General features: G+C 61.6%; 21 protein-coding genes. 15 read left to right on the forward strand and 6 right to left on the reverse strand.

Annotation, left to right across the window (positions count from 1 at the left end):
* Positions 1 to 10: 10 nt before the first annotated feature.
* Both FBY12_RS18255 and FBY12_RS18260 read right to left on the reverse strand, forming a co-directional pair.
* Positions 11 to 769, reverse strand: coding sequence for a slipin family protein (locus tag FBY12_RS18255; RefSeq protein ID WP_145254646.1), 759 nt, complete (start codon positions 767 to 769; stop codon positions 11 to 13).
* 3 nt (positions 770 to 772) lie between these two features.
* Positions 773 to 1315, reverse strand: a complete 543-nt coding sequence (locus FBY12_RS18260; RefSeq protein WP_145254649.1) for an NfeD family protein — start codon at positions 1313 to 1315, stop codon at positions 773 to 775.
* A gap of 184 nt (positions 1316 to 1499) precedes the next feature.
* On the opposite strand from FBY12_RS18260, the gene FBY12_RS18265 reads away from it, so the two are divergent.
* The 13 genes from FBY12_RS18265 to pgaD all read left to right on the forward strand — a co-directional run bounded on the left by FBY12_RS18265 (position 1500) and on the right by pgaD (position 17668).
* The gene (locus FBY12_RS18265) at positions 1500 to 1754 is read left to right on the forward strand and encodes a DUF2789 domain-containing protein (protein ID WP_145254652.1); all 255 of its coding nucleotides are present in this window, start codon (positions 1500 to 1502) and stop codon (positions 1752 to 1754) included.
* Between the two features lie 185 nt (positions 1755 to 1939).
* Entirely contained in the window at positions 1940 to 3415 is a 1476-nt protein-coding gene (locus FBY12_RS18270) for a Fic family protein (RefSeq protein ID WP_145254655.1), read from the forward strand.
* A gap of 127 nt (positions 3416 to 3542) precedes the next feature.
* Positions 3543 to 3971 carry a MarR family winged helix-turn-helix transcriptional regulator gene (locus FBY12_RS18275; protein WP_092275275.1) on the forward strand — a complete coding sequence of 143 codons (429 nt, stop codon included), beginning with the start codon at positions 3543 to 3545 and terminating at the stop codon, positions 3969 to 3971.
* Positions 3968 to 6040, forward strand: a complete 2073-nt coding sequence (locus tag FBY12_RS18280) for an FUSC family protein (RefSeq protein ID WP_145254658.1) — start codon at positions 3968 to 3970, stop codon at positions 6038 to 6040. The genes FBY12_RS18275 and FBY12_RS18280 overlap by 4 nt, the downstream gene beginning before the upstream one ends.
* Positions 6037 to 6246 (forward strand): DUF1656 domain-containing protein, encoded by a 210-nt coding sequence (locus FBY12_RS18285; protein WP_008034684.1) that lies wholly within the window; start codon positions 6037 to 6039, stop codon positions 6244 to 6246. The genes FBY12_RS18280 and FBY12_RS18285 overlap by 4 nt, the downstream gene beginning before the upstream one ends.
* A complete protein-coding gene (locus FBY12_RS18290; RefSeq protein WP_092275268.1) occupies positions 6243 to 7130 on the forward strand; it encodes an HlyD family secretion protein in 888 nt (295 codons plus the stop codon). Before FBY12_RS18285 ends, FBY12_RS18290 begins: the two co-directional genes overlap by 4 nt.
* Positions 7127 to 8575 carry an efflux transporter outer membrane subunit gene (locus tag FBY12_RS18295; protein ID WP_121733787.1) on the forward strand — a complete coding sequence of 483 codons (1449 nt, stop codon included), beginning with the start codon at positions 7127 to 7129 and terminating at the stop codon, positions 8573 to 8575. Before FBY12_RS18290 ends, FBY12_RS18295 begins: the two co-directional genes overlap by 4 nt.
* 82 nt (positions 8576 to 8657) lie before the next feature.
* Positions 8658 to 9293: an NADH:ubiquinone oxidoreductase subunit N gene (locus FBY12_RS18300; protein WP_092275262.1), complete on the forward strand. Its 636-nt coding sequence runs from the start codon at positions 8658 to 8660 to the stop codon at positions 9291 to 9293.
* 284 nt (positions 9294 to 9577) lie between these two features.
* On the forward strand, positions 9578 to 11083 hold the full coding sequence (locus FBY12_RS18305; protein WP_145254661.1) for a YdgA family protein: 1506 nt from the start codon (positions 9578 to 9580) through the stop codon (positions 11081 to 11083).
* Positions 11084 to 11332: 249 nt separating this feature from the next.
* On the forward strand, positions 11333 to 13813 hold the full coding sequence (gene pgaA / locus FBY12_RS18310) for a poly-beta-1,6 N-acetyl-D-glucosamine export porin PgaA (protein WP_145254664.1): 2481 nt from the start codon (positions 11333 to 11335) through the stop codon (positions 13811 to 13813).
* Between the two features lie 12 nt (positions 13814 to 13825).
* Positions 13826 to 15823: a poly-beta-1,6-N-acetyl-D-glucosamine N-deacetylase PgaB gene (pgaB, locus tag FBY12_RS18315; RefSeq protein WP_145254667.1), complete on the forward strand. Its 1998-nt coding sequence runs from the start codon at positions 13826 to 13828 to the stop codon at positions 15821 to 15823.
* A 1-nt stretch (position 15824) separates the two neighbouring features.
* Entirely contained in the window at positions 15825 to 17180 is a 1356-nt protein-coding gene (gene pgaC, locus FBY12_RS18320) for a poly-beta-1,6-N-acetyl-D-glucosamine synthase (RefSeq protein ID WP_121733792.1), read from the forward strand.
* Entirely contained in the window at positions 17177 to 17668 is a 492-nt protein-coding gene (gene pgaD, locus FBY12_RS18325; protein ID WP_121733793.1) for a poly-beta-1,6-N-acetyl-D-glucosamine biosynthesis protein PgaD, read from the forward strand. The genes pgaC and pgaD overlap by 4 nt, the downstream gene beginning before the upstream one ends.
* A 121-nt stretch (positions 17669 to 17789) precedes the next feature.
* Here pgaD and FBY12_RS18330 read toward each other — a convergent pair whose 3' ends face one another.
* Positions 17790 to 19319 carry an FAD-dependent oxidoreductase gene (locus FBY12_RS18330; protein ID WP_145254670.1) on the reverse strand — a complete coding sequence of 510 codons (1530 nt, stop codon included), beginning with the start codon at positions 19317 to 19319 and terminating at the stop codon, positions 17790 to 17792.
* A gap of 153 nt (positions 19320 to 19472) precedes the next feature.
* Here FBY12_RS18330 and FBY12_RS18335 point away from each other — a divergent pair, with 153 nt between their 5' ends.
* Positions 19473 to 20033: a YbhB/YbcL family Raf kinase inhibitor-like protein gene (locus FBY12_RS18335; RefSeq protein ID WP_121733795.1), complete on the forward strand. Its 561-nt coding sequence runs from the start codon at positions 19473 to 19475 to the stop codon at positions 20031 to 20033.
* A 297-nt stretch (positions 20034 to 20330) separates the two neighbouring features.
* A complete protein-coding gene (locus tag FBY12_RS18340; RefSeq protein WP_109520827.1) occupies positions 20331 to 21725 on the forward strand; it encodes a PLP-dependent aminotransferase family protein in 1395 nt (464 codons plus the stop codon).
* A gap of 9 nt (positions 21726 to 21734) precedes the next feature.
* Here FBY12_RS18340 and panB read toward each other — a convergent pair whose 3' ends face one another.
* From panB to FBY12_RS18355, 3 genes are all read right to left on the reverse strand, one after another.
* A complete protein-coding gene (gene panB / locus FBY12_RS18345; RefSeq protein ID WP_121733797.1) occupies positions 21735 to 22553 on the reverse strand; it encodes a 3-methyl-2-oxobutanoate hydroxymethyltransferase in 819 nt (272 codons plus the stop codon).
* A 119-nt stretch (positions 22554 to 22672) separates the two neighbouring features.
* The gene (locus tag FBY12_RS18350; RefSeq protein ID WP_145254673.1) at positions 22673 to 23926 is read right to left on the reverse strand and encodes an ATP-grasp domain-containing protein; all 1254 of its coding nucleotides are present in this window, start codon (positions 23924 to 23926) and stop codon (positions 22673 to 22675) included.
* On the reverse strand, positions 23907 to 25166 hold the full coding sequence (locus FBY12_RS18355; protein ID WP_145254675.1) for a methylaspartate mutase: 1260 nt from the start codon (positions 25164 to 25166) through the stop codon (positions 23907 to 23909). Before FBY12_RS18355 ends, FBY12_RS18350 begins: the two co-directional genes overlap by 20 nt.
* Between the last annotated feature and the right edge of the window lies 1 nt (position 25167).

Below are 25167 nucleotides of genomic sequence, written 5' to 3' on the forward strand. Positions count from 1 at the left end.
GCAAAATCCCTCAAGACTTCGAAGACAAATCCGCCATCCCTTTCAGCAGTTCAATCGGCAGCGGAAAGACAATCGTCGAAGTCTTGTCCCCGGCGATCGAACTGAGTGTCTGCATATACCGCAACTGCATCGCGCCCGGCTGCCGGCCGAGCATTTCTGCGGCTTGCATCAATTTCTCCGAGGCCTGCAATTCACCTTCGGCGTGAATCACCTTGGCTCGCCGCTCGCGCTCGGCTTCGGCCTGTTTGGCGATGGCGCGGACCATCGATTCGTTGAGGTCCACATGCTTGATCTCGACATTGGCCACTTTGATGCCCCAGGCATCCGTCTGCGCGTCGAGCACTTGCTGGATATCCACATTCAAACGCTCGCGCTCGGCGAGCAATTCATCGAGTTCATGTTTGCCGAGCACTGCGCGCAAAGTGGTCTGCGCCAATTGGCTGGTCGCCATCAAGAAGTCTTCAACCTGGATGATCGCTTTCTGCGGATCGAGCACTCGGAAGTACAGCACGGCGTTGACCTTCACCGAGACGTTGTCGCGCGTGATCACGTCCTGCGGCGGCACGTCGAGGACCACCGTGCGCAGGTCGACGCGGACCATTTGCTGGATCACCGGAATCAGCAGAATCAGCCCCGGCCCCTTGACCTGCCAGAAGCGCCCGAGCTGGAACACCACGCCGCGCTCGTACTCGCGCAGGATGCGAAACGTCGACCCCGCCAGCGCAATGAGCAACAGCAGCAGCGCGACAAATCCCAGTTGCAGGCCCATGGCTCAATCTCCACTTGGTGTTGGCGCCGCGTCAGTCGCGGCCACTTCCAGCAATAATCCCTTGCGCGCCACCACCCGCACCCGTTGCCCCGGTTGCAGCGGCGTGGCGCTGAGCACTTGCCACTGTTCGCCCTGCAAATGCACCCAGCCGTTATAGGCATTGCCGCGCTGCAACAACGTCACCGGGGTCACGCTGCCGATCAGCCCGGCATCGCCGCTGACCGTCGCGCGCGGTCGAGTCCTGAGCGCGCGCACCAGCAGAAAAACCAGCAGCAGGGCGCTGATCAGTCCGAGGCCGATCATCAGCGGCACCGGCATGTCGGCGTTGGTCAAAATCACCGCGCCGATGACAAACATGACGATGCCGCCCAGACCGATCACGCCGTAATTGGGCAGCGCCGCCTCGGCGATCAGAAAGCCGATGCCGAACACGATCAGCCACAGGCCAATCGGGTCCGCCACAAACGGCATAACCGTATCCGCCGCGAACGCCGAACCGCTCAACGTCAGCAACAGGCACGCAACCACACAACCACGAATATTCACGTGACCCTCCGCGAGAGTCCTGGATGGTGCTTTTTACAGTCTAGTCGAGCGCTGGGTTGGGCGAATTCTGCGGCTTCAATGACGCCGCCCTCACAGGCCGGCCTCGCGCCTGCGGTGGGCCGCGTATACCCTGTAAAAGCAAAGCTTGCCCGCGAATGATTTCCCAATCACCCAGGAGCGCCCCATGGAATCCCCAACCCACAGCCTGCCGTCCCTGTTCAAACAACTCGGCCTGGCCAGCGATCCGATCAGCATCGACCAATTCATCGCCACCCATTCACCGCTCAAACCTGAATTGCATCTGGCAGACGCGTTTTTCTGGAGCAAGAGCCAGGCACAGTTTTTACGCGATGAAATTCTCGAAGACGCGGATTGGGCAGAGGTGGTGGATCAGTTGAATGTGTTGTTGCGCAAGGGACGGGACGGTGCGGCGCTTTGAGCAGGCCCGACGAGGCTCCTGTTATCGACCTCCAACTTGTTTCTACGCTTGACTGTCTTCACTTAGGTCGGATGTTGTGTGTAAAAAAAAATGTAGGAAATGGCTGAAATGTAAAAAAATCTGGTGGGTGGTAAATAAATCTGGGCTTTAATCGCCGAAGTGAATTTTTTCTTTGGACGCTCGCCATGTCTTTCGTTGGATACGCCTACCTGCGTGATGTGCTGAACCTCAAAGCTTTCGCGCCCCACCGCGCTGCGATGATCAAGCCGGTCACTCGTATCACATTGATCGGTGATTGCCTTGCTGTTCCGCAATCAGTCGCTCCGGCTCAAGGGTCGATGCTTGAGCATGTTCTTTTTGCCCTCAAGCACGAAGGCATCAACCTTGGCATTCTGGCCCAGGCACTTGAATCAGTTTCTGCCGAACAACTGTTGGCTGAGTTGGCCCGATCTCCGAATGGCGTGTTTATCCGTAAAGCCTGCTTTTTGTGGGAGAGCTTCAACGGCCAACGACTTGAGTATTCGATACCGGTTCGGGGCAGTGTTGTCGCGTTGTTCGATCCCACACGCTATGTGACTGGTCCGGCCATGCGCAATAGCCGGTGGCGCGTCGACTTTAATGGCTTGGGGTCTCTGCTCTATTGCGCCACCGTAGAGCGAACCGCTGAACTGGAAACCCTGCTCAGTCTCGACATACTCGGTCGAGCCAAGGCCTTCATGGCCACGTTGCCCCCGGAAATGATGGACCGTGCAATCAATTGGGCTTATCTGCACGAAACCCGCGATTCCTTCGCCATCGAGAGAGAAGAACCCAGCGAAGAAAAATCGCGGCGCTTTGTTCAACTGCTGCGCCAGGCCCATGAAGGGCGCGCGTTGAGCGAAGACTATTTGGTCGAACTGCAAAACAGCACCGTTTCCAACCCCTTCGACAAAGCAGTCCTGTTTCGCCACGAACAGAATCACCTGCATAACGGTTTGCGTGGTGCTGCTGGCGTCAGCTACGTTCCGCCTGCCCCGGACCTCTGTCGTGAACTGATGGAAGAACTGATGAGCTTCGCCAATCAGTCATCAAAACAAGTCGACCCTCTGGTGGCGGCTGCCGTGACCGCTTTCGGATTCGTGTTTCTTCATCCATTCATGGACGGCAACGGTCGACTTTCGCGATACCTGATCCACCAAACGCTCTGTCATTGCGGCGCACTGGAAAACGGCTTGTTGCTGCCCGTGTCCGTGGCCATGAAACACGAAGAGGCAAACTACCTCCAAGCGCTGAAGGACTTCTCGACACCTGCCCGCGATTTCTGGAACGTCACCTGGTTGGACGCAGACCAAATGGCCTTCGAATTCGTTGGGCATCCTTCTATTTATCGCTTCTGGGATGCCACCCGTTGTGTCGAATTCACCTTGCGGATGGCGAAACGTGCCTTGGAGGTTGAACTGCGGGAGGAAACCGAGTTTCTGAACCGTTACGACCGGGTGATCAAAGCGGTAAATGAGCGTTTCGATGTGCGGGGGAGTGATCTGTCCAAGCTAGTGATGATGTGTCTGGACAACGATGGGAAGGTTTCCAAGCACCGTCGCAAGCAATTTCAGTACAGCGTGCCGGAGGAAGTGTTTGCGTTTATTGAAGAGGCCGCCGCGAAAGTGATGACGGACGAATAACCGTCAGTCTCGTTTCCAGCAACGAATATGTTTCAAAACTTGACCAAGTTTCCCCGGCAATGAGATATTGATAGTTAGCAAACTAACAGTGTGTCTTCCCGTGTCTCAAAACCTCGATGCTCTCCAGATGAATATCAGCAGTTCGATGGTGGTCGCCGCCCGGCATTGGCGGAAGATTTGCCAGACCACGCTGGTCAATTATGGAATTTCCGAAGCCTGCGCCGTGCCGTTGTTGATGATCGGGCGGTTGGGCGAGGGTGTGCGTCAGGTCACGGTGGCGCAGGCGGCGGGGATGGAAAGTCCTTCGCTGGTGCGCTTGCTCGATCAGTTGTGTCATTCCGGTTACGTGCGCCGCACTGAAGATGCGCAGGATCGCCGGGCCAAATGCCTGAGCCTGACCGACACTGGTCGCGAGTTGGTGCAAGCCGTTGAAGTCGAGCTGGTGCGTTTGCGTCATGAGGTGCTGGAAGGCATCGATCAGAGTGATCTGGAAGCCGCGCTGCGTGTGCTGCGGGCGTTCGAAGGCGCCAACCATCCTTCGGTGATTCAGTCTTGAACGGTTTTTTTACCGGCGTTCCCTCGGCGCGAGACTGGTTTTATGGCGTGCGCACGTTTGCCGCGTCAATGATCGCCTTGTACATAGCCATGCTTATGCAGATGCCGCGTCCTTATTGGGCGATGGCCACGGTGTATATCGTCTCCAGCCCGTTTGTCGGGCCGACCAGTTCCAAGGCGTTGTACCGCGCCATCGGCACCTTCATGGGCGCGGCGGCGGCGGTGTTTTTTGTGCCGATGTTCGTCCAGAGCCCGTACGTGTTGGTGGTGATTATTGCGCTGTGGACCGGCACGCTGCTGTTTCTGTCCCTGCACCTGCGCACCGCCAACAGTTACGCGTTGATGCTCGCCGGTTACACCCTGCCGCTGATCGCTTTGCCGGTGCTGGATAACCCGTTGGCGGTGTGGGACATCGCCGAGGCGCGGACCGAAGAAATCTTCCTCGGCATCGCCGTCGCCGCCGTGGTCGGCGCGATGTTCTGGCCGCGACGGCTGGCGCCGGTGTTCAACGATTCGGTGAACAAATGGTTCGCCGATGCCTCGACCTACAGCCAACGGTTCCTCAGCCGCAACGTGCAACCGGAGGAAGTCAGCGCCTTGCGCTCGGCGATGGTCGCCACGTTCAACAGCCTCGAACTGATGATCGGCCAGTTGCCGCACGAAGGCGCGCGGCCGCAAACCGTGCGCAACACCAAGGAATTGCGCGGGCGGATGATCCATTTATTGCCGGTGATCGATGCCCTCGACGACGCGCTGTATGCGTTGGAGCGGCGCACCCCGGAGCTGGTCGACAAGTTCGCACCGCTGCTGGCCGCGACCTCGGAATGGCTGGAGCACAAGGATGCCGACCTCGCTCGCTGGCAGGCCTTGAAAGATCAGATCGAAGCGCTGCAACCGAGCCCCGAGGCACTGGATGATCGCAAGCAATTGCTGTTTTCCAATGCGCTGTATCGCCTCGGCGAATGGGTCGATTTGTGGCAAGACTGCCGCAGCCTGCAATTCGCCATTCAGTGTGAAAGCCAGGACAGTTGGCGCGCGGTGTATCGGCACTGGCGGCTCGGCCGGCTGACACCGTTTCTGGATCGTGGACTGATGTTCTACTCGGCCATGTCCACGGTCAGCGCGATCATTGTCGCCTCGGTTCTGTGGATTCTGCTCGGCTGGACCGACGGCGGCAGCGCGGTGATTCTGGCGGCGGTGGCGTGCAGTTTTTTCGCCTCGATGGACGACCCGGCACCGCAGATATTCCGCTTCTTTTTCTGGACCGCCATGTCGGTGTTGTTCGCCAGTCTTTACCTGTTTCTGGTGCTGCCGAACCTGCACGATTTTCCGATGCTGGTGCTGGCGTTTTCCGTGCCGTTTATCTGCATCGGCACGCTGACGGTCAAACCGCAGTTTTACCTCGGCATGCTGCTGACGCTCGTCAATACCTCATCGTTCATCAGCATTCAGGGCGCTTACGACGCGGACTTCCTCAGCTTCGCCAACTCCAACCTGGCCGGGCCGATCGGTTTGTTGTTTGCGTTCGTCTGGACGCTGATCGCGCGGCCATTCGGCGCGGAACTGGCGGCCAAGCGCCTGACGCGTTTCAGCTGGCGCGACATCGTCAGCCTGACTGAACCTGCGACGTTGTCCGAACATCGCAAGTTGGGCGTGCAGATGCTCGACCGCTTGATGCAGCACTTGCCGCGTCTGGGCCTGATCGGCCAGGACACCGGCGTCGCGCTGCGTGAAGTGCGGGTGGCGCTGAACCTGCTCGACCTGCTCGCTTACACGCCGCGCGTGGTCGGCGCGCCGCAGGTATTGCTGCACCAAGTGGTGGGCGAGGTTGGCGGGTACTTCAAGGCGTGCCTCAAGGCTGGCGAGCGATTGCCGGCGCCGAGTCCGCTGCTGATGACCCTTGATCGCACCCGCCGCGCGCTGACTACCGAATGCGATGAAGGCGCGCGCCTGCATTTGCTGCACGCCTTGAGCGGGCTGCGTCTGGCGCTGCTGCCAGGGGTTGAATTCGTCGGCTCCAGCGCACTCGAAGAACCGCTTCCGCATGGCATCGATGGAGCGCCTTTATGATCGGTGATCTGGATATCAGCGGGGTGTTCCTGCCCACGCTGCTGGTGCTGATGGGCATTACGTACGTGATTTACCTGCTGGTGCACGGGTTGCTCACGCGCCTGCACTTTTACCGTCTGGTCTGGCACCGGGCATTGTTCAACGTGGCTCTCTACGCTTTGCTGCTCGGCGCCGTGGACTCACTCAGTCGATACCTGATGACATGAAAAAACCTTTTTTGACCCTTGGCCGCGTGGTGTTGACGCTGCTGATCGTAACCTTCGCCGTCGTCGTGGTCTGGCGCATGGTGATGTATTACATGTTCGCGCCGTGGACCCGTGACGGGCACATTCGCGCCGACATCGTGCAGATCGCCCCGGACGTTTCCGGGCTGATCCAGCAGGTGCAAGTGCGCGACAACCAACTGGTGCAACGCGGCCAGGTGCTGTTCAGCATCGACCAGGACCGCTTCAAACTGGCCCTGCGCCAAGCCAAAGCGGCAGTCGCCGACCGTCAGGAAACCCTGGCCCAGGCGCAACGCGAAGCCAAGCGTAACCGTGGCCTCGGCAATCTGGTGCCGGGCGAGCAACTGGAAGAAAGCCAGTCGCGCGTTGCCCGCGCCGAAGTTGCGCTGATGGAAGCGCAAGTGGCGGTGGACAGCGCTCAGCTCAACCTCGATCGCTCGACCATTCGCAGCCCGGTCGACGGCTACATCAACGACCGGGCGCCGCGCGCGCAGGAATTCGTCACCGCCGGGCGGCCAGTGTTGTCGGTGGTCGACAGCAATTCCTTCCACATCGACGGCTATTTCGAAGAAACCAAACTCGACGGTATTCACGTCGGCATGGGCGTCGATATTCGCGTGATCGGCGACCGCGCGCGCCTGCGCGGACACGTCGAAAGCATCGTCGCCGGCATCGAGGACCGCGACCGCAGCAGCGGCAGCAACCTCTTGCCGAACGTCAACCCGGCGTTCAGTTGGGTGCGGCTGGCGCAGCGGATTCCGGTGCGCATCGCTTTCGACGAAGTGCCGGCGGATTTCCGCATGATCGCCGGGCGCACCGCGACCGTTTCGATCATTGACGACACTACCGAGGAGCCGGCGAAATGAGCAAAGCCTCGGCTTTGGCGGTGGCCGGTTTAGGCCTGTTGCTGTCGGCGTGTCAGGTGGTCGGCCCGGATTATCAGTTGCCGGACGACGCCGCCGTGCATCGTCAAGACTTGCAGGGCAACCTCGCGGCCAACGACAAAGACGTGGTGTCGGCGCCGGTGCCGGGCGATTGGTGGCGTTTGTATCAGGACCCGCGCCTCGATCAATTGGTCCAGCAAGCCATGGCCTCCAACACCGATTTGCGTGTCGCGGCGGCCAACCTGTCACGGGCACGGGCGCAGGTTGACGAGGCGCAAGCGGCGGGCGGCTGGAGCGGCGGCGTCAAGCTCGGCGCGCAGCGTTTGCAGGAATCCGGTGAGGCGTTTTTGCTGGCCGACAAAGTGCCGGTGGCCAACGTTGGCGACATCGGCATTACCACTTCTTATCAGTTCGATTTGTTCGGCACCTTGCAGCGCGGGATCGAAGCGGCCCAGGCCAATGCCGATGCCACGCAAGCGGCGGCGGACACGGCGCGCATCACCTTGGTCGCCGACGTGGTTCGGGCCTACACGCAAGTCTGCGCGGCCAATGAAGAACGCGAAATCGCTCAGCATTCCCTCGACCTGCAAGCGCAGAGCACCACCCTGACACAACGCCTGCGCGACGCCGGGCGTGGCGATGAAACCCAGGTCACGCGCTCGCAAACCCAATTCAAATCGTTGCGCGCCGACATGCCGCGTTATGAAGCGCTGCGTCAGGCGGGCCTGTTCCGTCTGTCGATGTTGCTGGCCAAACCGCTGAATCAACTGCCGGCCGGCACTGACAGCTGCGCCGAGCTGCCGAAGATTGCGCAATTGTTGCCAGTCGGTGACGGCGCAACCTTGCTCAAGCGCCGCCCGGATGTGCGACAAGCGGAACGGCGCTTGGCCGCCGCGACGGCCGGCATCGGCATCGCCACGGGCGAGTTGTACCCGGACATCAGCATCGGCGCGTCCGTCGGCACCGTTGGTCTGCTGGAAAATCTCGGCAAACCTGCGGCCAATCGCTGGGGTTTCGGCCCGTTGCTGAACTGGACCGTGCCGTCCAACGGCTCGCGCGCGCGAATCCGCGAAGCAGAAGCCTCGACCCAAGGCGCACTGGCGCACTTTGACGGCGTGGTGCTCAACGCGATTCGTGAAACGCAAACCGGGCTCGCGCAGTACACCGCGCTGCTGCAACGCCGCGATGCGCTGGCCGACGCCGAGCAGTCCGCGCAACTGGCGGCGGACCAGACACACCGCTTCTTCCAGGCTGGCCGCGCGTCATTCCTCGCCGACCTGCAAGCGACCCGCACCTACACCGATGTCACCGCGCAACTGGCCGCCGCCAACACCCAGGTTGCGATGAGCCAGATCGATCTATTCCTCGCCCTCGGCGGCGGTTGGGAAAGCGGACGAACGCAAGCGTCACAACCCGGCAAACCCTGAGGCCGTTGCTATGCTTTGACTTGATGAGATCGCGCGACGATTTCATCGGTCAAGGCTCGCGTTGGTCATGGGGACTCTAATAATGAAAAACCCTTATGCTCCCGGCTTCTGGTGCGCTATTGCGGCGTTGGTGCTGCTCTCGGCCACCTATTTCTACGGCATCATGCTCGCCCATCAGATCGACAAGGCGCTGGTGTTCCTCGACAGCGCAGCGGCGCTGATCGCGGTAATGTCCATCGTCGTGGTTGCCTGGTCCTCGGTGCAGGGCGCACGCATCAAGAAACGACACCTCGAACAGGGCAAGACTCGCGTGCTGATCTGGGACACCAAGGTTGCGCTGCGCCGGGTCGAAACCGTGTTCGACCGCTATTTCTGGGGCAGTTACTGGCAGCCGGGGCGCACGTTCCAGGAAGTCATGGGCGAACTCACCGGCACGCCGCTGGAAAAAAGCCTCGAAGCCTTGAAAACCCAATGCCTGGCGCTCGACAAGCAAGTCACCGAAGAAGGCTGGCACTGGCTGAACAATGCCCGCGAACTCTGCGATGTCGCCAACGCGATGGCCCGCGAACGCTATCAACTGGACTTCTGCGACCCGCGCGCGGAAGTCATGGGCGGGGCGGTGATCAATCGCGATTTCGAAGTGCTGGTCTATACGTGGACGGCGCGGCTGAAGAGCTTTGATCATCAGCTGGATGAGATTGAAGTGCAGTATTCCTGAATCTGTGTTCGCAGTTCTGACGCCTTCGCGGGCAAGCCTCGCTCCTACAGGGGACCGCATTCTCCTTGTAGGAGCGAGGCTTGCCCGCGAAGGCGTTTTCAGGAACGCCGAAACTCTCAACCCCGATACAGGGTCCATAGACACTCTTGCACCTTTAAACATTGGGCCTTCGCGCCGCGCAAATGCTAATCTCCACCGCACTTTCAGCACAGTCGCGACCACAACCCGACATGGGTTCAGGGAAGACGACCACATTTCAACAACGGACATTGATCGGGTAATTCATGAATAAATCAGCAGGCGTGCTTCTTGGGATTGTTGTCGCCATCGGTGCCATCAGCGCCGGCGGGGCGTGGTACACCGGGACCAAACTGGAAGGCGTTCTGACGTCCTCCGTGGCGGACGCCAACAAGGAGCTGCAAACCGCGCTGGTGGGTTCAAACGGCACCGCCGCCCTGGAACTGGTGTCCGTGGAACGTGGCGTGTTCAGCAGCACCGCGCATTACCGCCTCAAGGGCGAAGGCGAGATGTTCGGCCCGGCGCCGGTGGAACTGCTTTTCGTTGATCGCGTCGAACACGGCCCGCTGCCGTTTTCGCGTCTGATGTCGCTGAAATGGCTGCCGGTGATGGCGACCAACCATTTCGAACTGGAAAAAACCCCGACCACCGAAAAATGGTTCGCGGCCGCCAACGGCCAGTCGCCGGTCAAAGGCGTGGTCAACATCGGTTATGACAAATCCACCAACGGCAATTTCGAATTGCTGCCGCTGGAAGTGGCTCTGGATGACAAGTCGAGCCTGAAGTTTTCCGGCCTGAGCATGGACGTCGATGCCAGCGCCGAGGCCAAGAAGGTCAAGGCCAACGGCTACATGGACAGCCTGAAACTGACCACCGTGTCGGAAGATCAGGCACCGGTGCTGGTCGAGCTGAATGGTTTGACCGTCGCCAGCAACCTCGCCAAGAGCACCTACGGTTATTACACCGGCGAAAACACCATCGAGCTGACCAGCAGCAAAACCACGTTCGGCGCCAAGCAATCGGTGGTCGGCGTGAACAAGTTCGAGATGAAAAACCAGACTGAAGAATCCGGCACCAGCGCTTCCGGGCGTGCCGATTACAAGGTTGGCGAAATCACCTTCAACGGCAAAACCGTTGGTTCCGCACAAATGGCCATGAGCCTGAAGAACCTTGATATCCCGGCGACCATGTCGTTGATGGAAATCTACCAGGACAAATTGCAGCCTTACGAGAAGGCTGCCGCTGAAGCCGCTGCCGCCGGTCTGCCAGCCCCAGAGCTGAACCTGACGCCGGCCGAAGAAGCTCAGGTCAAGGCTGGCCTGGAAAAACTGCTGGCCGGTGGACCGCAGTTCGCCGTGGAAAATCTGTCGTTCAAAAGTGAAAACGGCGAGAGCCGCGCCAATCTGGTGGTCGACCTGACCAAACCGAGCTCGATGGACCTGCCGCCGGATCAACTGGTGCGCCAGTTGCTCGCGCTGCTGGACCTCAACGTGCAGGTTTCCAAACCAATGCTGGTTGACCTGCTGAGCTTGCAGGCACAAGCGGATGGCCAGACCGATGCCAAGCTGATCGTCGATCAGGCAACCGCCACCAGCGACATGTTCAGCAGCATGGCGGTGGGCACGCAACTGGCGACGATTGACGGCACCAACGTCGTGACCAAACTGCACTACGCGAACAATCAGGTAGATTTCAACGGCCAGAAAATGACCGTCGAGCAGTTCGTCAGTTTCGTCATGAGCAAACTCGGCGGCGCTGGGCAAGTCCAGTAAAACCAAGGGTTTCATCGCAAACGCCCGGCCTTGAGTGCCGGGCGTTTTGCTGTCCGGGGTTTGACAATCCACTGAACACGCGGAGCTGAATCTGACGAATCTGAACAAATATTGTGTTCTGAATAGCTGACCGCTTTCGCATGCAAGACTGCGCCCCGATACGCTGGCTGGGTCCTCCCGACTCAGCTTTCCATCACGAATGGGCAAAGGGGCATTGCGACCCGGCTGGCCATGTAAGGATGCTGACGAATGCCGCGTTTTGCAGGTCCCTTTATTCATCGTGGCTTACGCCCGTTGTTCCGCGTTGCGCTGTGCAGCCAGTTGCTCTGGCCTGCGCTGGCGTTCGCCGACACGCCTTACGATCAACTGGTGCGCGATGCGCGCGCGGGCGATTACGCGCCCGCGCTGACGCTGCTGCGTCAGGTGCCGCCGAGCCAGGCCACCACCGGCCAGGTCAGCGATCACTTGCAGATCGCCAGTTGGGCCGGCCTCGACGCCGAAGTGGTGCAGGTCTATGAAACCCAGGGGCGCAACCTGGCGCTACCGGTTCAGGCGTTGACCGCCACCGCGCGCGCGTATCGCAACCTCAAGCGCTGGGACGCCGCGACCGACGTCTACAACAAGGCGTTGGCGCTGGAGCCTGAAAACCCGGACCTGCAATTAGGTTTGGCCCTGACCCAGGCTGACGCCGGCAAACCCGACGCCTCGGTCACTCGCGCCAAAGCCCTGGTTGCGGCGAAACCGGACGACGCCACCCGACGCATGGCGCTGGCGTATGCCTTGACCCGCGCCGGCAACAATTACGACGCGCTGTTCGAATACGATCAGGCCTTCATCCGCGCCGGCAGCAAACCTGAAGTCGCCCGTGAATACGTCACCGCGCTGCAACGTGCGCGCCTGCCGGAGCCGGCGCTGCGTCTAGCCAAGCAACGGCCGGGGCTGATCGATCCGGTTCAGACCCGTCGCCTCGAAGGTGATCTGGCCGCCGAGCGCGTGCGTCTGGCCGAACTGGCGACGCGCAACGAAAAAGACCGTTACGTCATCGCTGACCGTGCGCTCGCCGATTACGACAAATTGCTCGCCACATGGAACCCGGACCCGACTGCGCGTGAGGACGTGACGCGCTGGCGCATCGACCGCATGGGCGCGCTCAAGGCCCGCGCGCGCACCGCCGAGATCATCAGCGAATATCAAAAACTCCAGGCCGAAGGCGTGAAGATTCCGACTTACGCCCTGCGTTGGGTGGCTTCGGCGTACCTCGACCAGCGTCAGCCGGAAATCGCCACCGACCTCTACCGCCAAGTGCTGGTGGCGCCGGATGCCGACGTCGGCAATCGCCTCGAAGACAGCACCGCGCTGTATTACGCGCTGCTCGAAAGCGACAAGTCCGAGGAGGCACGCGGCGTCGCCGAAAACCTGGCGAAATCACAGAAACCGCGCGTCGAACTCAAAGGCTTGCCGGCCGGTAACCCCAACGATGAATGGATGGACGCGCAGCAACTCGCCGCGCAAGCCGGGACCTACGGCGCCGATCTGCCGACCGGTGAACAGCGCTTGCAGACCTTGGTCGATCAGGCGCCGGGCAATACCGGTTTGCGTCTGGCGCAGGCTGATTTGTCGCTGGCGCGCGGGATGCCGCGCCGCGCCGAACTGCAGCTCAAGGAAACCGAGAGCATGGTGCCGCGCGACGCTGGCCTCGAAGTGGCGCAGGCGCACACCGCGATGGAATTGCAGGAATGGCGGCAGATGGACGTGCTCACCGACGACGTCGCCGCGCGTTACCCGGACAACCGTCAGGTCCAGCGTTTGCAGCGTCAGCGTGAAGTGCATGACATGGCCGAACTGCGCGTGCAGAGCTACGGCGGCAAGAGTTATGGCGGCAGCGACAGCAACGCTGGCGCGGTTACCGGGAGCAAGGATTTCGGGATCGAAAGCGTGCTGTACAGCCCGCCGATCGATGAAGACTGGCGCGTGTTCGCCGGTGCCGGTTACGCCACTGGCGATTTCCAGGAAGGTACCGGGCGTGATCGCACACAACGGGTTGGCGTCGAGCGCCGTACCCGCGACATGACCCTTGAAGCGGAAGTGTCCAATCACAATTACGGCTACGGCAACAAGCAGGGTGCGCGTCTGGCGATTGCCCGCGACATCAACGATCACTGGCAGTACGGCGGCAGCCTCGCGTACCTCTCGGCCGACACGCCGTTGCGCGCACTCAACAGCGACATCAGCGCCAACGGTGGCAGCGCGTTCCTGCGCTGGCGCGCCAATGAAAGCCGCGAATGGCGACTGGCCGTGAGCCCTTCGCATTTCAGCGACGGCAACAACCGCGTCGAAGCTTTGCTGACCGGGCGCGAAGGCGTCTACACCACGCCGAAAGTGCAAGTCGACCTCGGCCTCGAAGTCGGCACCAGCCATAACTCGGCGTCCGACGACGTGCCGTACTTCAACCCGAAATCGGATTTCAGCGTGCTGCCGACGGTCAACGTCAACCACGTGCTGTATCGCCGTTACGAAACTTCCTGGAGCCAGCAGTTCCAGGCCGGCGCGGGTACTTACAGCCAACGCGATCACGGCACCGCCGGCCTCGGCCTGTTGGGCTACGGCCAGCGCTACAGCTGGAATGACGTATTCGAGGTGGGCGGTCTGGTCACGGTGATCAACCGGCCGTATGACGGCGATCGCGAAACCGATCTGCGCCTGCTCGTCGACTTCACTTTCCGCTTCTAGAAGAGTTTGAAAATGCCTTTTATCTCGCGTTTCATCCTTTTGCTGGGAGCGCTGCTGATCAGCGCCTGCGCCCAGCAAGCCCCGGCGTTCACGCCGCCCTCCGAACGCCCGGTGCCGGTCAACGAAAAACCGTGGCCGAAAAACCACGTGCTCGGCATCGCCTACCACGACATTGAAGACCGTGACCCCGATCAAGCAGTGGTCGCGGTGCGCACCGAGCGCATGATCGAGCAACTGGCGTGGCTGCGCGAAAACAACTACAAACCGGTCACCATCGACCAGATCATGGCCGCGCGCAACGGTGGCCCGGAGCTGCCGCCGAAAGCCATCCTGCTGAGTTTCGACGACGGTTATGCGAGCTTCTACACCCGCGTTTTGCCGGTGCTGCGCGCCTATAACTGGCACGCGTTGCTGGCGCCGGTCGGGGCCTGGATCGACACGCCGCTGAACCAACCGGTGGATTTCGCCGGCACTCCGCGCCAGCGCTCGGACTTCCTGACCTGGGATCAAATCCGCGAAATCTCCAAATCCGGTCTGGTGGAAATCGCCGCGCACACCGACGCCAGCCACAAAGGCGTGCTGGCCAACCCGCAAGGCAACTTGCAACCGGCCGCCGCCACCCGTGGCTACGATCCGGCAAAAGGTCGTTACGAAAGCGAAGCCGAGTTCCAGGCGCGGATGCGTGCCGACGTCGCCGCCATCACCGAGAAGATTCGCAAGGTCACCGGTTACAAGCCGCGTGTCTGGGTCTGGCCGTATGGCACGGCGGACGGCAGCACGCTGCAAGTGGTCAACGAGCAGGGCTACCAAATGGCCCTGACGCTCGACGACGGTCTCGATTCCCTCGACAACCTGATGAGCGGTCCACGTTTTCTGGTGGCCTCGGACCCGGACAGCGAACGCTTCGCCAACAGCGTCGTCGGCGTGCAGTCGGAGTCGCCGATGCGCGTGGTGCACGTCGACCTGGATAACGTCTACGACCCTGACCCGGCGCAACAGGAAGTCAACCTCGGCAAACTGATCCAGCGCATGGCCGACATGGGCGCCAACACCGTGTTCCTGCAAGCCTTCGCCGACCCCAAGGGCGATGGCCTAGTGCACTCGTTGTACTTCCCCAACCGCCATTTGCCAGTGCGCGCCGACATCTTTGATCGGGTCGCCTGGCAGTTGCGCACTCGCGCTCACGTCAAAGTCTATGCGTGGATGCCGGTGCTGAGTTTCGGCCTCGATGCGAAGCTGCCGCGCGTGACCCGCTGGGACCCGAAAACCGGCGCCACTTCGGTGGACCCGAACCAGTACAAACGCTTGTCGCCGTTCGACCCGAACGTGCGCCGGATTATCGGTGAAATCTACGAAGACGTGGCGCGCCTGACTTCGGTCGACGGCATTCTTTACCACGACGATGCGGTGATGTCGGACTTCGAAGACGCCGGCCCCGACGCGCTCAAGGTCTACGCCGCCAACGGCTTGCCGGGCTCGATTGCCGCGCTGCGCGATGACCCGGCGACGCTGCAACGCTGGACGCGTTTCAAGAGCCGTTACCTGATCGATTTCACTAAAGAGCTGACCGCCAAGGTCCGCGCCATTCGCGGCCCGCAGGTGCAAACCGCGCGCAATATCTTCGCCGAACCGATGCTCAATCCCGAGAGCGAAACGTGGTTCGCGCAGAACCTCGACGACTTCCTCGGCACCTATGACTGGACGGCGCCGATGGCCATGCCGCTGATGGAAAAACAGACTTACGCGCAATCCGGACCGTGGCTCGAAGCGCTGGTGGCGACGGTCAAGGCACGTCCCGGAGCGCTCGATCGCACGGTGTTCGAATTGCAGGCCAAGGACTGGACCAAACAAACCGATTCCGACATCGACGGCGCGCATCTGATCGACTGGATGGGCCGCCTCAAGCGTCAGGGCGCCACCAGTTTCGGCTACTACCCGGACAATTTCCTCGAGAACCAGCCGGACCTGAAAACCGTGCGGCCCGCGCTCTCCAACAAGTGGAATCCATAACATGCTGGACAGACTGCTGGCCCTGCTGGTACTGGCGATCGTCCTCGGGATACCCCTGGGGCTGATCTTCCTGGTCACCGGCCAATTCCTGATGGACTTCGTGTTCTTTTATCCACTGTTCATGTCGGCGCTGTGGATCGCCGGTGGCCTGTATTTCTGGCTGCACTGGGAGCGTCACTGGCCATGGAAGGACGACACGTTGCCGCCGCCATTGGCCGGCGAGCCGCTGATCTCGATCCTGATCCCTTGCTACAACGAAGGTGACAACGCCGCCGACACCATCCACGCGGCGCTGGCCCAGCATTACCCGAACATCGAAGTGATCGCGATCAACGACGGTTCCAAGGACAACACCGCCGCCGTGCTCGACGCCCTGGCCGAGCAGGACCCGCGTTTGCGCGTGCTGCACCTCGCGGAAAATCAGGGCAAAGCCGTGGCCCTGCGCATGGGCGCCATCGCCGCGCGCAGCGAATATCTGGTGTGCATCGACGGTGACGCGCTGCTGGCGCCGAACACCGCCGCATATCTGGTCGCGCCAATGCTCGACAACGCACGCCTCGGCGCCGTGACCGGCAACCCGCGCATTCGTACGCGTTCAACCTTGATCGGGCGGGTGCAGGTCGGCGAGTTCTCCTCGATCATCGGTTTGATCAAACGCACGCAACGGGTGTTCGGGCGGATCTTTACCGTGTCCGGGGTGATCGTCGCGTTCCGCCGTTCGGCGCTGCACCGTGTCGGTTACTGGAGCACCGACATGATCACCGAAGACATCGACATCAGCTGGAAGCTGCAGCTGGACCACTGGAGCATCTTTTACGAGCCGCGCGCGTTGTGCTGGATTCTGATGCCGGAAACCCTCGGCGGCCTGTGGAAGCAGCGTCTGCGCTGGGCCCAGGGCGGCGCCGAAGTGTTGTTCAAGAACATCCGGGGCATCTGGCAATACCGCCACCGTTATCTGTGGCCGCTGTTGTTCGAATATTGCCTGTCGACCGGTTGGGCGTTCACGTTCCTGCTGTCGGTGATTTTCTGGGTGGTCGGCAAATACGTCGAAATGCCGGAAGCCATCGCCGTGCATAACCTGTTGCCGCCAGCCTTCACCGGGTTGCTGCTGGCGCTGGTGTGCCTGATGCAATTTGCGGTGAGCATCCTGATCGACCGGCGTTACGAGAAAGGCCTGGGCAAGACGATGTTCTGGGTCATCTGGTATCCGCTGGTGTTCTGGTTCGTCAGCCTGCTGACGACGCTGGTGAGTTTTCCCAAGGTGCTGTTTGGTCAGCATCAAAAACGTGCGCGCTGGGTCAGTCCGGACCGGGGCATAAAACCGCTGGTTGATGAGGAAGAAGAGGTCATCAAATGAAAATCATCAGAACCCGACAGCGCCCGATCCTGCTGGTTATCGACGCATTGTTCACCGTGCTGGCGTGGGTCGGCCTGCTGTATATGCTGATCCGCGGCGTGTGGCCGCTGATTGATACCCGCGGCGGCGCTCTGATCGAGCCCTCGGCGTTTGACGCGCTGGGCACCTTGCAGATTTATTTGTGGGTGGCGGTGGTCAACGCGCTGATCCTGGTGACCTGGGCGCGTTATCAGCATCGCAAAAGCAGGGGTTACGCCCAACGCCGACTCGCCGCGCCGGTGGTCGATGACCACGGGCTGAGCAAGAGTTTCAAGCTCACCGGCGATGGTCTGGCGCAATTGCGCGCACCGGGCTCGATGACCATTCACAACAATCAGGATGGCGACGTCAGCCACGTAGTGCCGCACTATTTGCCGCTGAATGCGCCGCTGCAGCGACCGTTGGTAATTCGCCTGCCGGCTGAAAATGACCTGATCGGGCGCCGCTGAGCCAGCGTTCAAATGGCCCCTTGTAGGAGCGAGGCTTGCCCGCGAAGGCGTCCTTGAGATCGCCTTCGCGGGCAAGCCTCGCTCCTACAAGGTCAGAATCGAGTTCGCCAGATGATCGGCTTCAGCCGATATCGCGAACTAACATCCAGGCCTCGTCCATCGGCAGCGGCTGTTTCATCCGCTCTGCCAGCATCGCCATCGCGCGGTCCTCATCGCACGCCACTGCCGCGACCACCACGCCGTGTTTGCCGAACAAACCGATAAACGGCGGATGGTAGGGATCACCCTTGAATTCGACTTCGTCCCAACTTTCGGCGTGACCTAGGTAGTGGTAATTCTTGCCGAAATGCCAGGTCCAGAAAAACGGCACATCCAGATAATGCTCATCGCCGCCGAGCATGTTCGCCGCAGCGATCCGCGCCTGTTGCTGGGCCAATCGCCAATGCTCGATGCGCTGCGGCTGGCCGTTGAGCGGGAACGTTGCGATGTCGCCGACCGCCCACAAATCCTCGCTGACGCGCATGCCACCGTCGACTTTCAGCGATTGGTCCTGCTCTTTCGGCAAATCGGCAAACACCTGGGTCGCCGGGCTGACGCCGATCCCGACCAGCACCAGATCCGCCGGCAGACGCTGGCCATTATCGAGCAGCACCGCTTCAACCTTGTCCGTTCCGGCAATCGAGGCCGCCTCGCCGTCGGTGTGGAACACCACGCCGTTGGCCACGTGCCGGGCGCGAATTGCCTTGCCGACGGTGTCGCCGAATTGCTTGGCGAACGGGATCGCGTGACGCGCCAGCACCGTCACTTCCAGCCCGTATTGGCGCAGGGCGCCCGCCGATTCCATGGCGATAAAACTGTCGCCAATCACCACCGCGCGCTGCCCGGGTTTGGCTGATTCGACAATCCGCTGCGCCTGATCTTTCGAGCGCAGCAAGAACACCTGCGGCAGGTCGGCGCCGGGCACGTGCAGCGGTTTCGGAATGCCGCCAGTGGCGAGCAACACAGCGTCGTAATTCAGGGTTTGGCCGTCCACCAAATGCACGGTTTTGTTCGGCCCGTCGAGGCTGGCGACTTCGCCGCGAACACGTTCAATGCGCTGCTCTTGATAGAAATGGTCTTCGCGCAGCGGCGGCACTTCCTCGGGCGGCATGTCGCCGGCAAGCACAAACTTGCTCAAAACCGTACGGTCGTAACCAGCGTCAGGCTCGCGGTCGATCAACTGAATACGTCCACCAAAACCCTTTTCGCGCAAAGCACACGCTGCCGCTGTGCCGGCGGCGCCTGCGCCAACGATCACGAACACTCGCTCATCGTCAGCCGGTGGCGTATGCGCGTCGAGCAGCGGCTGATCGTCGACCCAGACCTCGTCCTCGCGAATTTCCAGTGGATATCGCTTGAGGCTGTCCAGCGCTGGCGGTTCACACAACGCGCCGTCCTCGATACGAAAAGCCGCTTTGTGCCACGGACAAATCAGCCGGCCGTTACACAGCGCACCTTCGGCCAGCGGCGCCCCGGCGTGCGGGCATTCACCTTGGAAGGCGCGCAATTGCTCGCCGACCCGCAGCAGGACAATTTTGATCTCGCCAATGCACACTTCCAAACCCCGATTCAGCGGCACATCGGCGAAACGGGCGACGCGGTGCAGGGTCATGAGCGCTCTCCAGCAGGTGCTTCTCAACAGGTGTTTCTTTATGGAGTTTGCGGCGTATCCCGAGGTTCAGCCCAATTGCCACTGCCACCGCGCGAACGGTCCGGCTATAGTTCGCGAGCCGACGACGGCCCAACCCGCACAAGGTGCTCCGGTATGACCCGATTGACCTCTCTGAACCCTTGGCTGGCGGCCGTTGCAGTCGCCCTCTGCGTGCAAATGCCGGTGCAGGCCCAGGAACGTTTCACCCTGAATATCCCCGGCGTCACCGACGACCGTTTATTCACCTCGGCCGCCGCCAGCGACGCTTCCGGTTGCGGCGGGCATAACCAGTCTCCCGCGCTGAACTGGAACGCCGGCCCGGCCGGGACGCTGAGTTACGCGATCGTCATGCACGACCCGGATGGCGGCAAAGGTCAGGGCGTCGATCATTGGGTGCATTACGGCATCAAGCCGACCACGCATCAGATCCCGGCCGGGGTTGGCGCCAAATCCGCGCTCGAAGGCGTCGGCGGCACCAACAGCAAAGGCTCGACCCACTACGTCGGCCCGTGCCCACCGGTCGGCGACAGCGCGCACCATTACATCATTCAGCTGTACGCGCTGGACCTCGCCCCGGACGCATTGCCCGCCGGTTTGACCCGCGCGCAGTTGCTGGAAAAAATCAAAGGTCACGTGCTGAAAAACAGCAGCGTGGTGCGCCGTTACCACCGCTGACCGCAGGTATTGAGCTCGCGCGTTTCGTCCGAAACGCGCGGTTGCGATTGGCGTCATTCCCTGAAATCAAGCACTATCGTGCCACTTTCTGATCGGCCGACGGCACGACCTTTTCCCAGTGCGCGCCGTCCTTGCTTGACGACCCACCATGTTCACCGCTAATTACGCTTTTTGACCGACCGGCATCAGTTCGAGCCCGAGTGTCGGCAGGGATGGCCGAGTGCAGGCGTTTACCTAGAGGCATCACCTCGCTGGGCAAACGCAGTACCCAACGCACCAGGATTGAAGCGATTGAGCATGAACCCAACTAAAGATTCGACTTTTGCCTACCAGGCCGTCTACCGCTACCTCGTCGAACTGATCGAAGCCGCAAACCCCGAGGGCGAGCAAAAACTGCCGTCGCTGCGTCAGTTGGCGCAGCGCTTGAACGTGTCCGTGTCGACCACCAAATACGCCTATTCATTGCTCGAAGATCAGGGCCGAATCTACGCCCGGCCCAAACTCGGTTATTACACCAAGGCAATGCCCGCCGCGCTGCTCAACGAAGGTTCGCCGAACCTGCTCGACAATGTGTTCGCGAATGCCCGGCAGCCGGGCATGCTCGCCCTCAGCAGCGATGCGCCAGCGATGTTGCTGTCGCTGGAAAACCCGCTGCTGATGACCGAACGCGAATTGGCGCGCCAATACCCGCGCTCGCATGCGCCGCTTTACCAGCCTTTTGGCGAGACTGAACTGCGCAGCGTTCTGGCCGATCGCTACACGCGCTCGACCCGCTGTTATTGGCGCGCCGAGCACGTGTACATCGGCTCGGACCTGCGCAGCGTGCTGGAATTGTCCCTCGAAGCCCTGAACCTGATCGGCACCGTGGCACTGGTGGAATCGCCGTGCTCGTGGGCGATTTTGCGGCAACTGCACGCGGCGAAAATCCGCGTGATCGAAGTGCCGCTGGGCGACGACGGACGCTTCGATCTGGCGCACGTCCAGGCGTTATTGCAGCGTGAGCCGATCAGCCTCGCGGTGTTGTCGTCGACGGTGAATATTCCGCACGGCAGCCTGATGCCGGCGGAGGACAAACAGACCCTTTGCCGCTGGTTGGCGGAACGGCGCATCTGGCTGTTCGAGAATGACAGTTATGGCGAATTCAGCTTTGAGCCCAGCGCCACGCGCTATCGCGACTTCGCCGACCCGGAGCGTTTGCTGGTGTTTTCCACGTTCGACAAGATCATCGGTTCGGAAGCGCCTTACGGCTATGTGCTGAGCCGTTTTCAAGGACCGGAGCTGCACCGCTTGTTCCTCGACCGCGCTTTTCGTCTGTCGCCGATTCGGCAAAAGGCGATTGCCAAGCTATTCACCACGCGCCGTATCGACCAGCACACGCAGATGCTGCGCAGCATGTTGATCGACCGCATGCAGCGAATGAAAGCGCTGTTGCACGAGCACACCGAAGGCCAATTGCGCGTGGTGGCGCCACAGGGCGGCGCGGCGTTCTGGATCGAGTCCACGCGCCCGGTGAACATGCGCCGGGTCTTCGAGCGTCTGTTGGCTAAACGCATCGTTATCGCGCCCGGCGAGATCTTCAGTCAGCAAGGCGCGTGGCAGCATCATTTGCGCCTGAGCTACACCATCGACTGGAGCAAGGACATCGTCCACGCCCTGAAGATGCTCACCCAGGCTATTCAGGATGAAAGTTGAGCCAGGCGCTCAGTTGACGCCGTAACAGTGCTTGGGCTCGGGGAACGTGCCGTCGCGCACCTGGGCCGCGAACTCTTCGCACGCCTGGCTGATCAGCGCGCCGACATCGGCGTATTGCTTGACGAAACGCGGCACGTGATCACCGCCGAGCCCGAGCATGTCTTCGGTCACCAGCACTTGGCCGTCGCACGCCAGCGAAGCGCCGATGCCAATGGTCGGCATCGGCGAAAATTCCGTCACTTTGCGCGCCAGCCCTTCGGCCACGCCTTCGAGCAGCAAGCTGAATGCGCCGGCCTGCAGGTGCGCGCGAGCGTCGGCCTCGATGGCCCGGGCCGTGGCGTCGTTCATGCCCTGGGCCTTGAAACCGCCCATGGCGTTGACGTATTGCGGCATCAGGCCGATATGCGCCATCACCGGGATGCCGCGCTGGACCAGAAACTCGACGGTCTCGGCGAGGACCGCGCCGCCCTCAAGTTTGATCGCATCGCAACCGGTGCGCGCCAGCACTTGCGCGCAGTTGCGGTAGGCTTGCTGCGGCGACTCCTGATAACTGCCGAACGGCATGTCGGCAATTACGCAGGCCTGGCGCGTGCTGCCGACCACGGCGCGGGTATGGGCAATGATTTCGTCCAGGCTCATGTCGAGTGTCGACGAGCGGCCGTAGCCGACCATCGCGGTTGAATCGCCGACCAGAATGAAGTCGACAAAGGGGTCCATCAGTTTCGCGATAGAGCTGGTATACGCGGTCAGGGAAACGATTTTCTGTTGTCCCTTCATAGCGACCAATTGAGGAACGGTCAGTCGTTTGGTTCGGGTATGCAGGCTCATGGCGCTCTTCCTTGTTAAACCCCGTTGGCGGGGCTGTGTGCAGTTGCAACCGAGGTTTCCGCCCGTGGTTTACATCAACGATTTCCACCAAGGTTTCCGCCGACGATTGCAACCAACGATTACAACCAATCCTTTTCCCAGTCACGCCAGGCGTGATAGTCGGCGTCGATGCGGGCGCTCTGCGGGTGCAGCAGAAACACCGCGCCCGGCGAGCTGTTGAGGTCGATGGTGGGCGCAATCCTTGCGCCTTCCGCGCAGCGAAAACGCACGTTATGAAAACTCGGCAACGCTTCGAGGCGACGGCGCACGTGGCCCTGCGCAAACAAGCCAGGCTGGTGCGCAATCAGGTTCAGACCGCGTGCGTGTTGCAGCAATCGGTAGCGCTTGGGCCAGTCGGCCAGGCGCGCCGGGTCGAGATAACTGAGGCAGGTCAGCGCCACCTGATCGTTGCCGGTGGCCGCGTGCAGCGCCGGTGGGCAGGCCAGCCCGGACAGGCGCGCGCCGGTTTCGAGCAGGCGCGGGCCGTTGGCGGTGAGGATCAGCTCGGTGTGCGCCGGGCCGTGGACGATCCCCAGCGCATCGAGCACGCCTTGCACGTATTCGATCAGTTCGGGCAACTCGCGCGCCTCTGCCGGCAGCAGGTCTTCGCGGTCGTAGATTTTGCGGCCGTCGGCGGTGAAGGTCTTGGAGCACTTCCAGACGTCGGTGATCCAGTGCTGGCCGCCGTGGCTTACGCTGTTGATCACGTATTCGGCGCCGGTCAGGTATTCCTGCAACAGCACCGATTCGTTGTTGAGCATCATCAGGTTGGTCGCGCCAAGGATCGACTCGATGGCGTTCTGCAACTGGAGCGCATCGTGGCAAATGAACACGTTGTCGGAGCCGGCGCTGTCCAGTGGTTTGGCCACCACGCTGGCGCCGCCCCGTGCCTTGAACCACGCCAGCGCCCGCGCCATCGAGTGCGTGCGCAGTTGCGCGGCGACCGGCAGGCCGGCCTCGGCGACGCGTTCGGCCATCAACGACTTGTCGCGGCGCGCGGCGGAGGTGGCGGGGTCGTTGCCCGGCAAACCCAGGCGCGCGGCGAGCAAATCCGCCAGTTCGACGCCGAACTCACTGCCGGTCAACACCGCCGCCGGGTGCTGCGCGGCGAGTGTTCGCAGCAACGGTTCGAGGCCTTCTTCGGCGACGCTGTAATCCTCGGCAAACAGGTTTTTCGGGCAACTGGCGGCGAACGCAGCGGGCATGTCCGCGCGTGAGCGCACGTGCAACAAACGGCGCTGCCCGGCGAGCGAGTGAGCGAGCAGGGCGCCGGTCGAATACGCGTCCACCAGAATCAACGGTGCGTCGCTGTTATCAATGCAAGGGTTGGTCATAACGGTTCACCGTGTAATGCAACATCTGAAACAGTTCGGAGGAGCTGATGCCCGGCCCATTCGCCGACCAGCCGCTGGCGCGCGGCAGCGGCAGGCCGCCGATATTGCCCCAGCGCAACGCACCTTTTTCGTCGATGCGCGTGGTGGCGCGGCCAGGGTTGTCGGGGTGCAGGCAGTAGGGAATGTCCAGCAAGCCACGGGCGAACGCCTGGATCAGCGCGACGCCGATGTCGGCGTGCAGGTTGAGCACGGTTTCGATCAGGCGCCGGGCTTCGAAGACGATTTCCTCGTAATACACGGCGCTCGCCGGATCAATCGGCGTGGGCTCACCGGCCGCGACCTCGGCGGTCATGCGCAAGGCGTCGAGGTTGTCGTCAACCGAAGGAATCTGCCGCGATTCGGCGACGGTCTTGACGATCAGCCGCTCGCAACCCGCGGCGCGGGTCAGGCGCGCACTGTCGCAAATCAGCCGACGAGCGCCGTGCGCCGTGGTCGGGAATACGCCCATGTAGGAATACACCACGACATGCCAGTGGTCGCCGGCGAGATACTCCCCGGCCAACTCGCGCAACGCTTGCAGCGCGCCGAAATCCTGGGCCATCGAAGTGCCTTGGGCGTAGCTCAGCGACACCCCGCGCACGCCGTGCTGACGGAAAAACAGCGCTTCGAGCAAGGTCATGGCGATCAGCATCGACGGCGGGCACAACTGCCCCAACAGGCAGCCGCCGAAACTCTCGATATGCGGGTGCTCGGTGGCGGCGGCCAACACCTGGCAACTCTGCGCCCAGGCACTGACCGCCTCGGCCAGCGGCAAACGGCTGTAAGGCATGCAATACGAAACGGGCCCGCCTTCCGTGGCATCCAGGCCCAACGCCGCCAGACGCTGAAAGACGTTCTGCGGTTTGGCCGTACCGTGGCGGATCTGAATCGGAAACTGCGCGCCGTATACGCCATCAAGCATGCCGCGCACGGCTTCGATCGGGTGGCTGATGATCGGAAAGCCGTTCATCGGGCTCGAACTGTTGAGGCATTGCAGCGCGCTTTGGTAATCGCCGACGCGCGTGTAACTGTCGAGGGTGATGGTGCCGATGGCCGCGCAGGGCAGGGCGGCAACTCGCTCCAGCCCCGCGCGCATTTGCGTCAGCGCGCCGAACCCCATGCGCGGTTGCACCACCAGCTCGTCGCGGGCGCGGGCGCGCTCGATGAATTGTTGAAAATGGCCGCCCTGGAAAGCACTCATG

This window comes from Pseudomonas sp. SJZ131 (assembly GCF_007828705.1).
GTDB lineage: Bacteria > Pseudomonadota > Gammaproteobacteria > Pseudomonadales > Pseudomonadaceae > Aquipseudomonas > Aquipseudomonas prosekii.

Bases quoted from the DNA above. Each gene is read 5' to 3' on its own strand.
- FBY12_RS18255 (WP_145254646.1), bottom strand. From the start codon at position 769: ATGGGCCTGCAACTGGGATTTGTCGCGCTGCTGCTGTTGCTCATTGCG.
- FBY12_RS18265 (WP_145254652.1), top strand. From the start codon at position 1,500: ATGGAATCCCCAACCCACAGCCTGCCGTCCCTGTTCAAACAACTCGGC.
- FBY12_RS18270 (WP_145254655.1), top strand. From the start codon at position 1,940: ATGTCTTTCGTTGGATACGCCTACCTGCGTGATGTGCTGAACCTCAAA.
- FBY12_RS18275 (WP_092275275.1), top strand. From the start codon at position 3,543: ATGAATATCAGCAGTTCGATGGTGGTCGCCGCCCGGCATTGGCGGAAG.
- FBY12_RS18285 (WP_008034684.1), top strand. From the start codon at position 6,037: ATGATCGGTGATCTGGATATCAGCGGGGTGTTCCTGCCCACGCTGCTG.
- FBY12_RS18290 (WP_092275268.1), top strand. From the start codon at position 6,243: ATGAAAAAACCTTTTTTGACCCTTGGCCGCGTGGTGTTGACGCTGCTG.
- FBY12_RS18295 (WP_121733787.1), top strand. From the start codon at position 7,127: ATGAGCAAAGCCTCGGCTTTGGCGGTGGCCGGTTTAGGCCTGTTGCTG.
- FBY12_RS18300 (WP_092275262.1), top strand. From the start codon at position 8,658: ATGAAAAACCCTTATGCTCCCGGCTTCTGGTGCGCTATTGCGGCGTTG.
- FBY12_RS18305 (WP_145254661.1), top strand. From the start codon at position 9,578: ATGAATAAATCAGCAGGCGTGCTTCTTGGGATTGTTGTCGCCATCGGT.
- pgaA (WP_145254664.1), top strand. From the start codon at position 11,333: ATGCCGCGTTTTGCAGGTCCCTTTATTCATCGTGGCTTACGCCCGTTG.
- pgaB (WP_145254667.1), top strand. From the start codon at position 13,826: ATGCCTTTTATCTCGCGTTTCATCCTTTTGCTGGGAGCGCTGCTGATC.
- pgaC (WP_121733792.1), top strand. From the start codon at position 15,825: ATGCTGGACAGACTGCTGGCCCTGCTGGTACTGGCGATCGTCCTCGGG.
- pgaD (WP_121733793.1), top strand. From the start codon at position 17,177: ATGAAAATCATCAGAACCCGACAGCGCCCGATCCTGCTGGTTATCGAC.
- FBY12_RS18330 (WP_145254670.1), bottom strand. From the start codon at position 19,319: ATGACCCTGCACCGCGTCGCCCGTTTCGCCGATGTGCCGCTGAATCGG.
- FBY12_RS18335 (WP_121733795.1), top strand. From the start codon at position 19,473: ATGACCCGATTGACCTCTCTGAACCCTTGGCTGGCGGCCGTTGCAGTC.
- FBY12_RS18340 (WP_109520827.1), top strand. From the start codon at position 20,331: ATGAACCCAACTAAAGATTCGACTTTTGCCTACCAGGCCGTCTACCGC.
- panB (WP_121733797.1), bottom strand. From the start codon at position 22,553: ATGAGCCTGCATACCCGAACCAAACGACTGACCGTTCCTCAATTGGTC.
- FBY12_RS18350 (WP_145254673.1), bottom strand. From the start codon at position 23,926: ATGACCAACCCTTGCATTGATAACAGCGACGCACCGTTGATTCTGGTG.
- FBY12_RS18355 (WP_145254675.1), bottom strand. From the start codon at position 25,166: ATGAGTGCTTTCCAGGGCGGCCATTTTCAACAATTCATCGAGCGCGCC.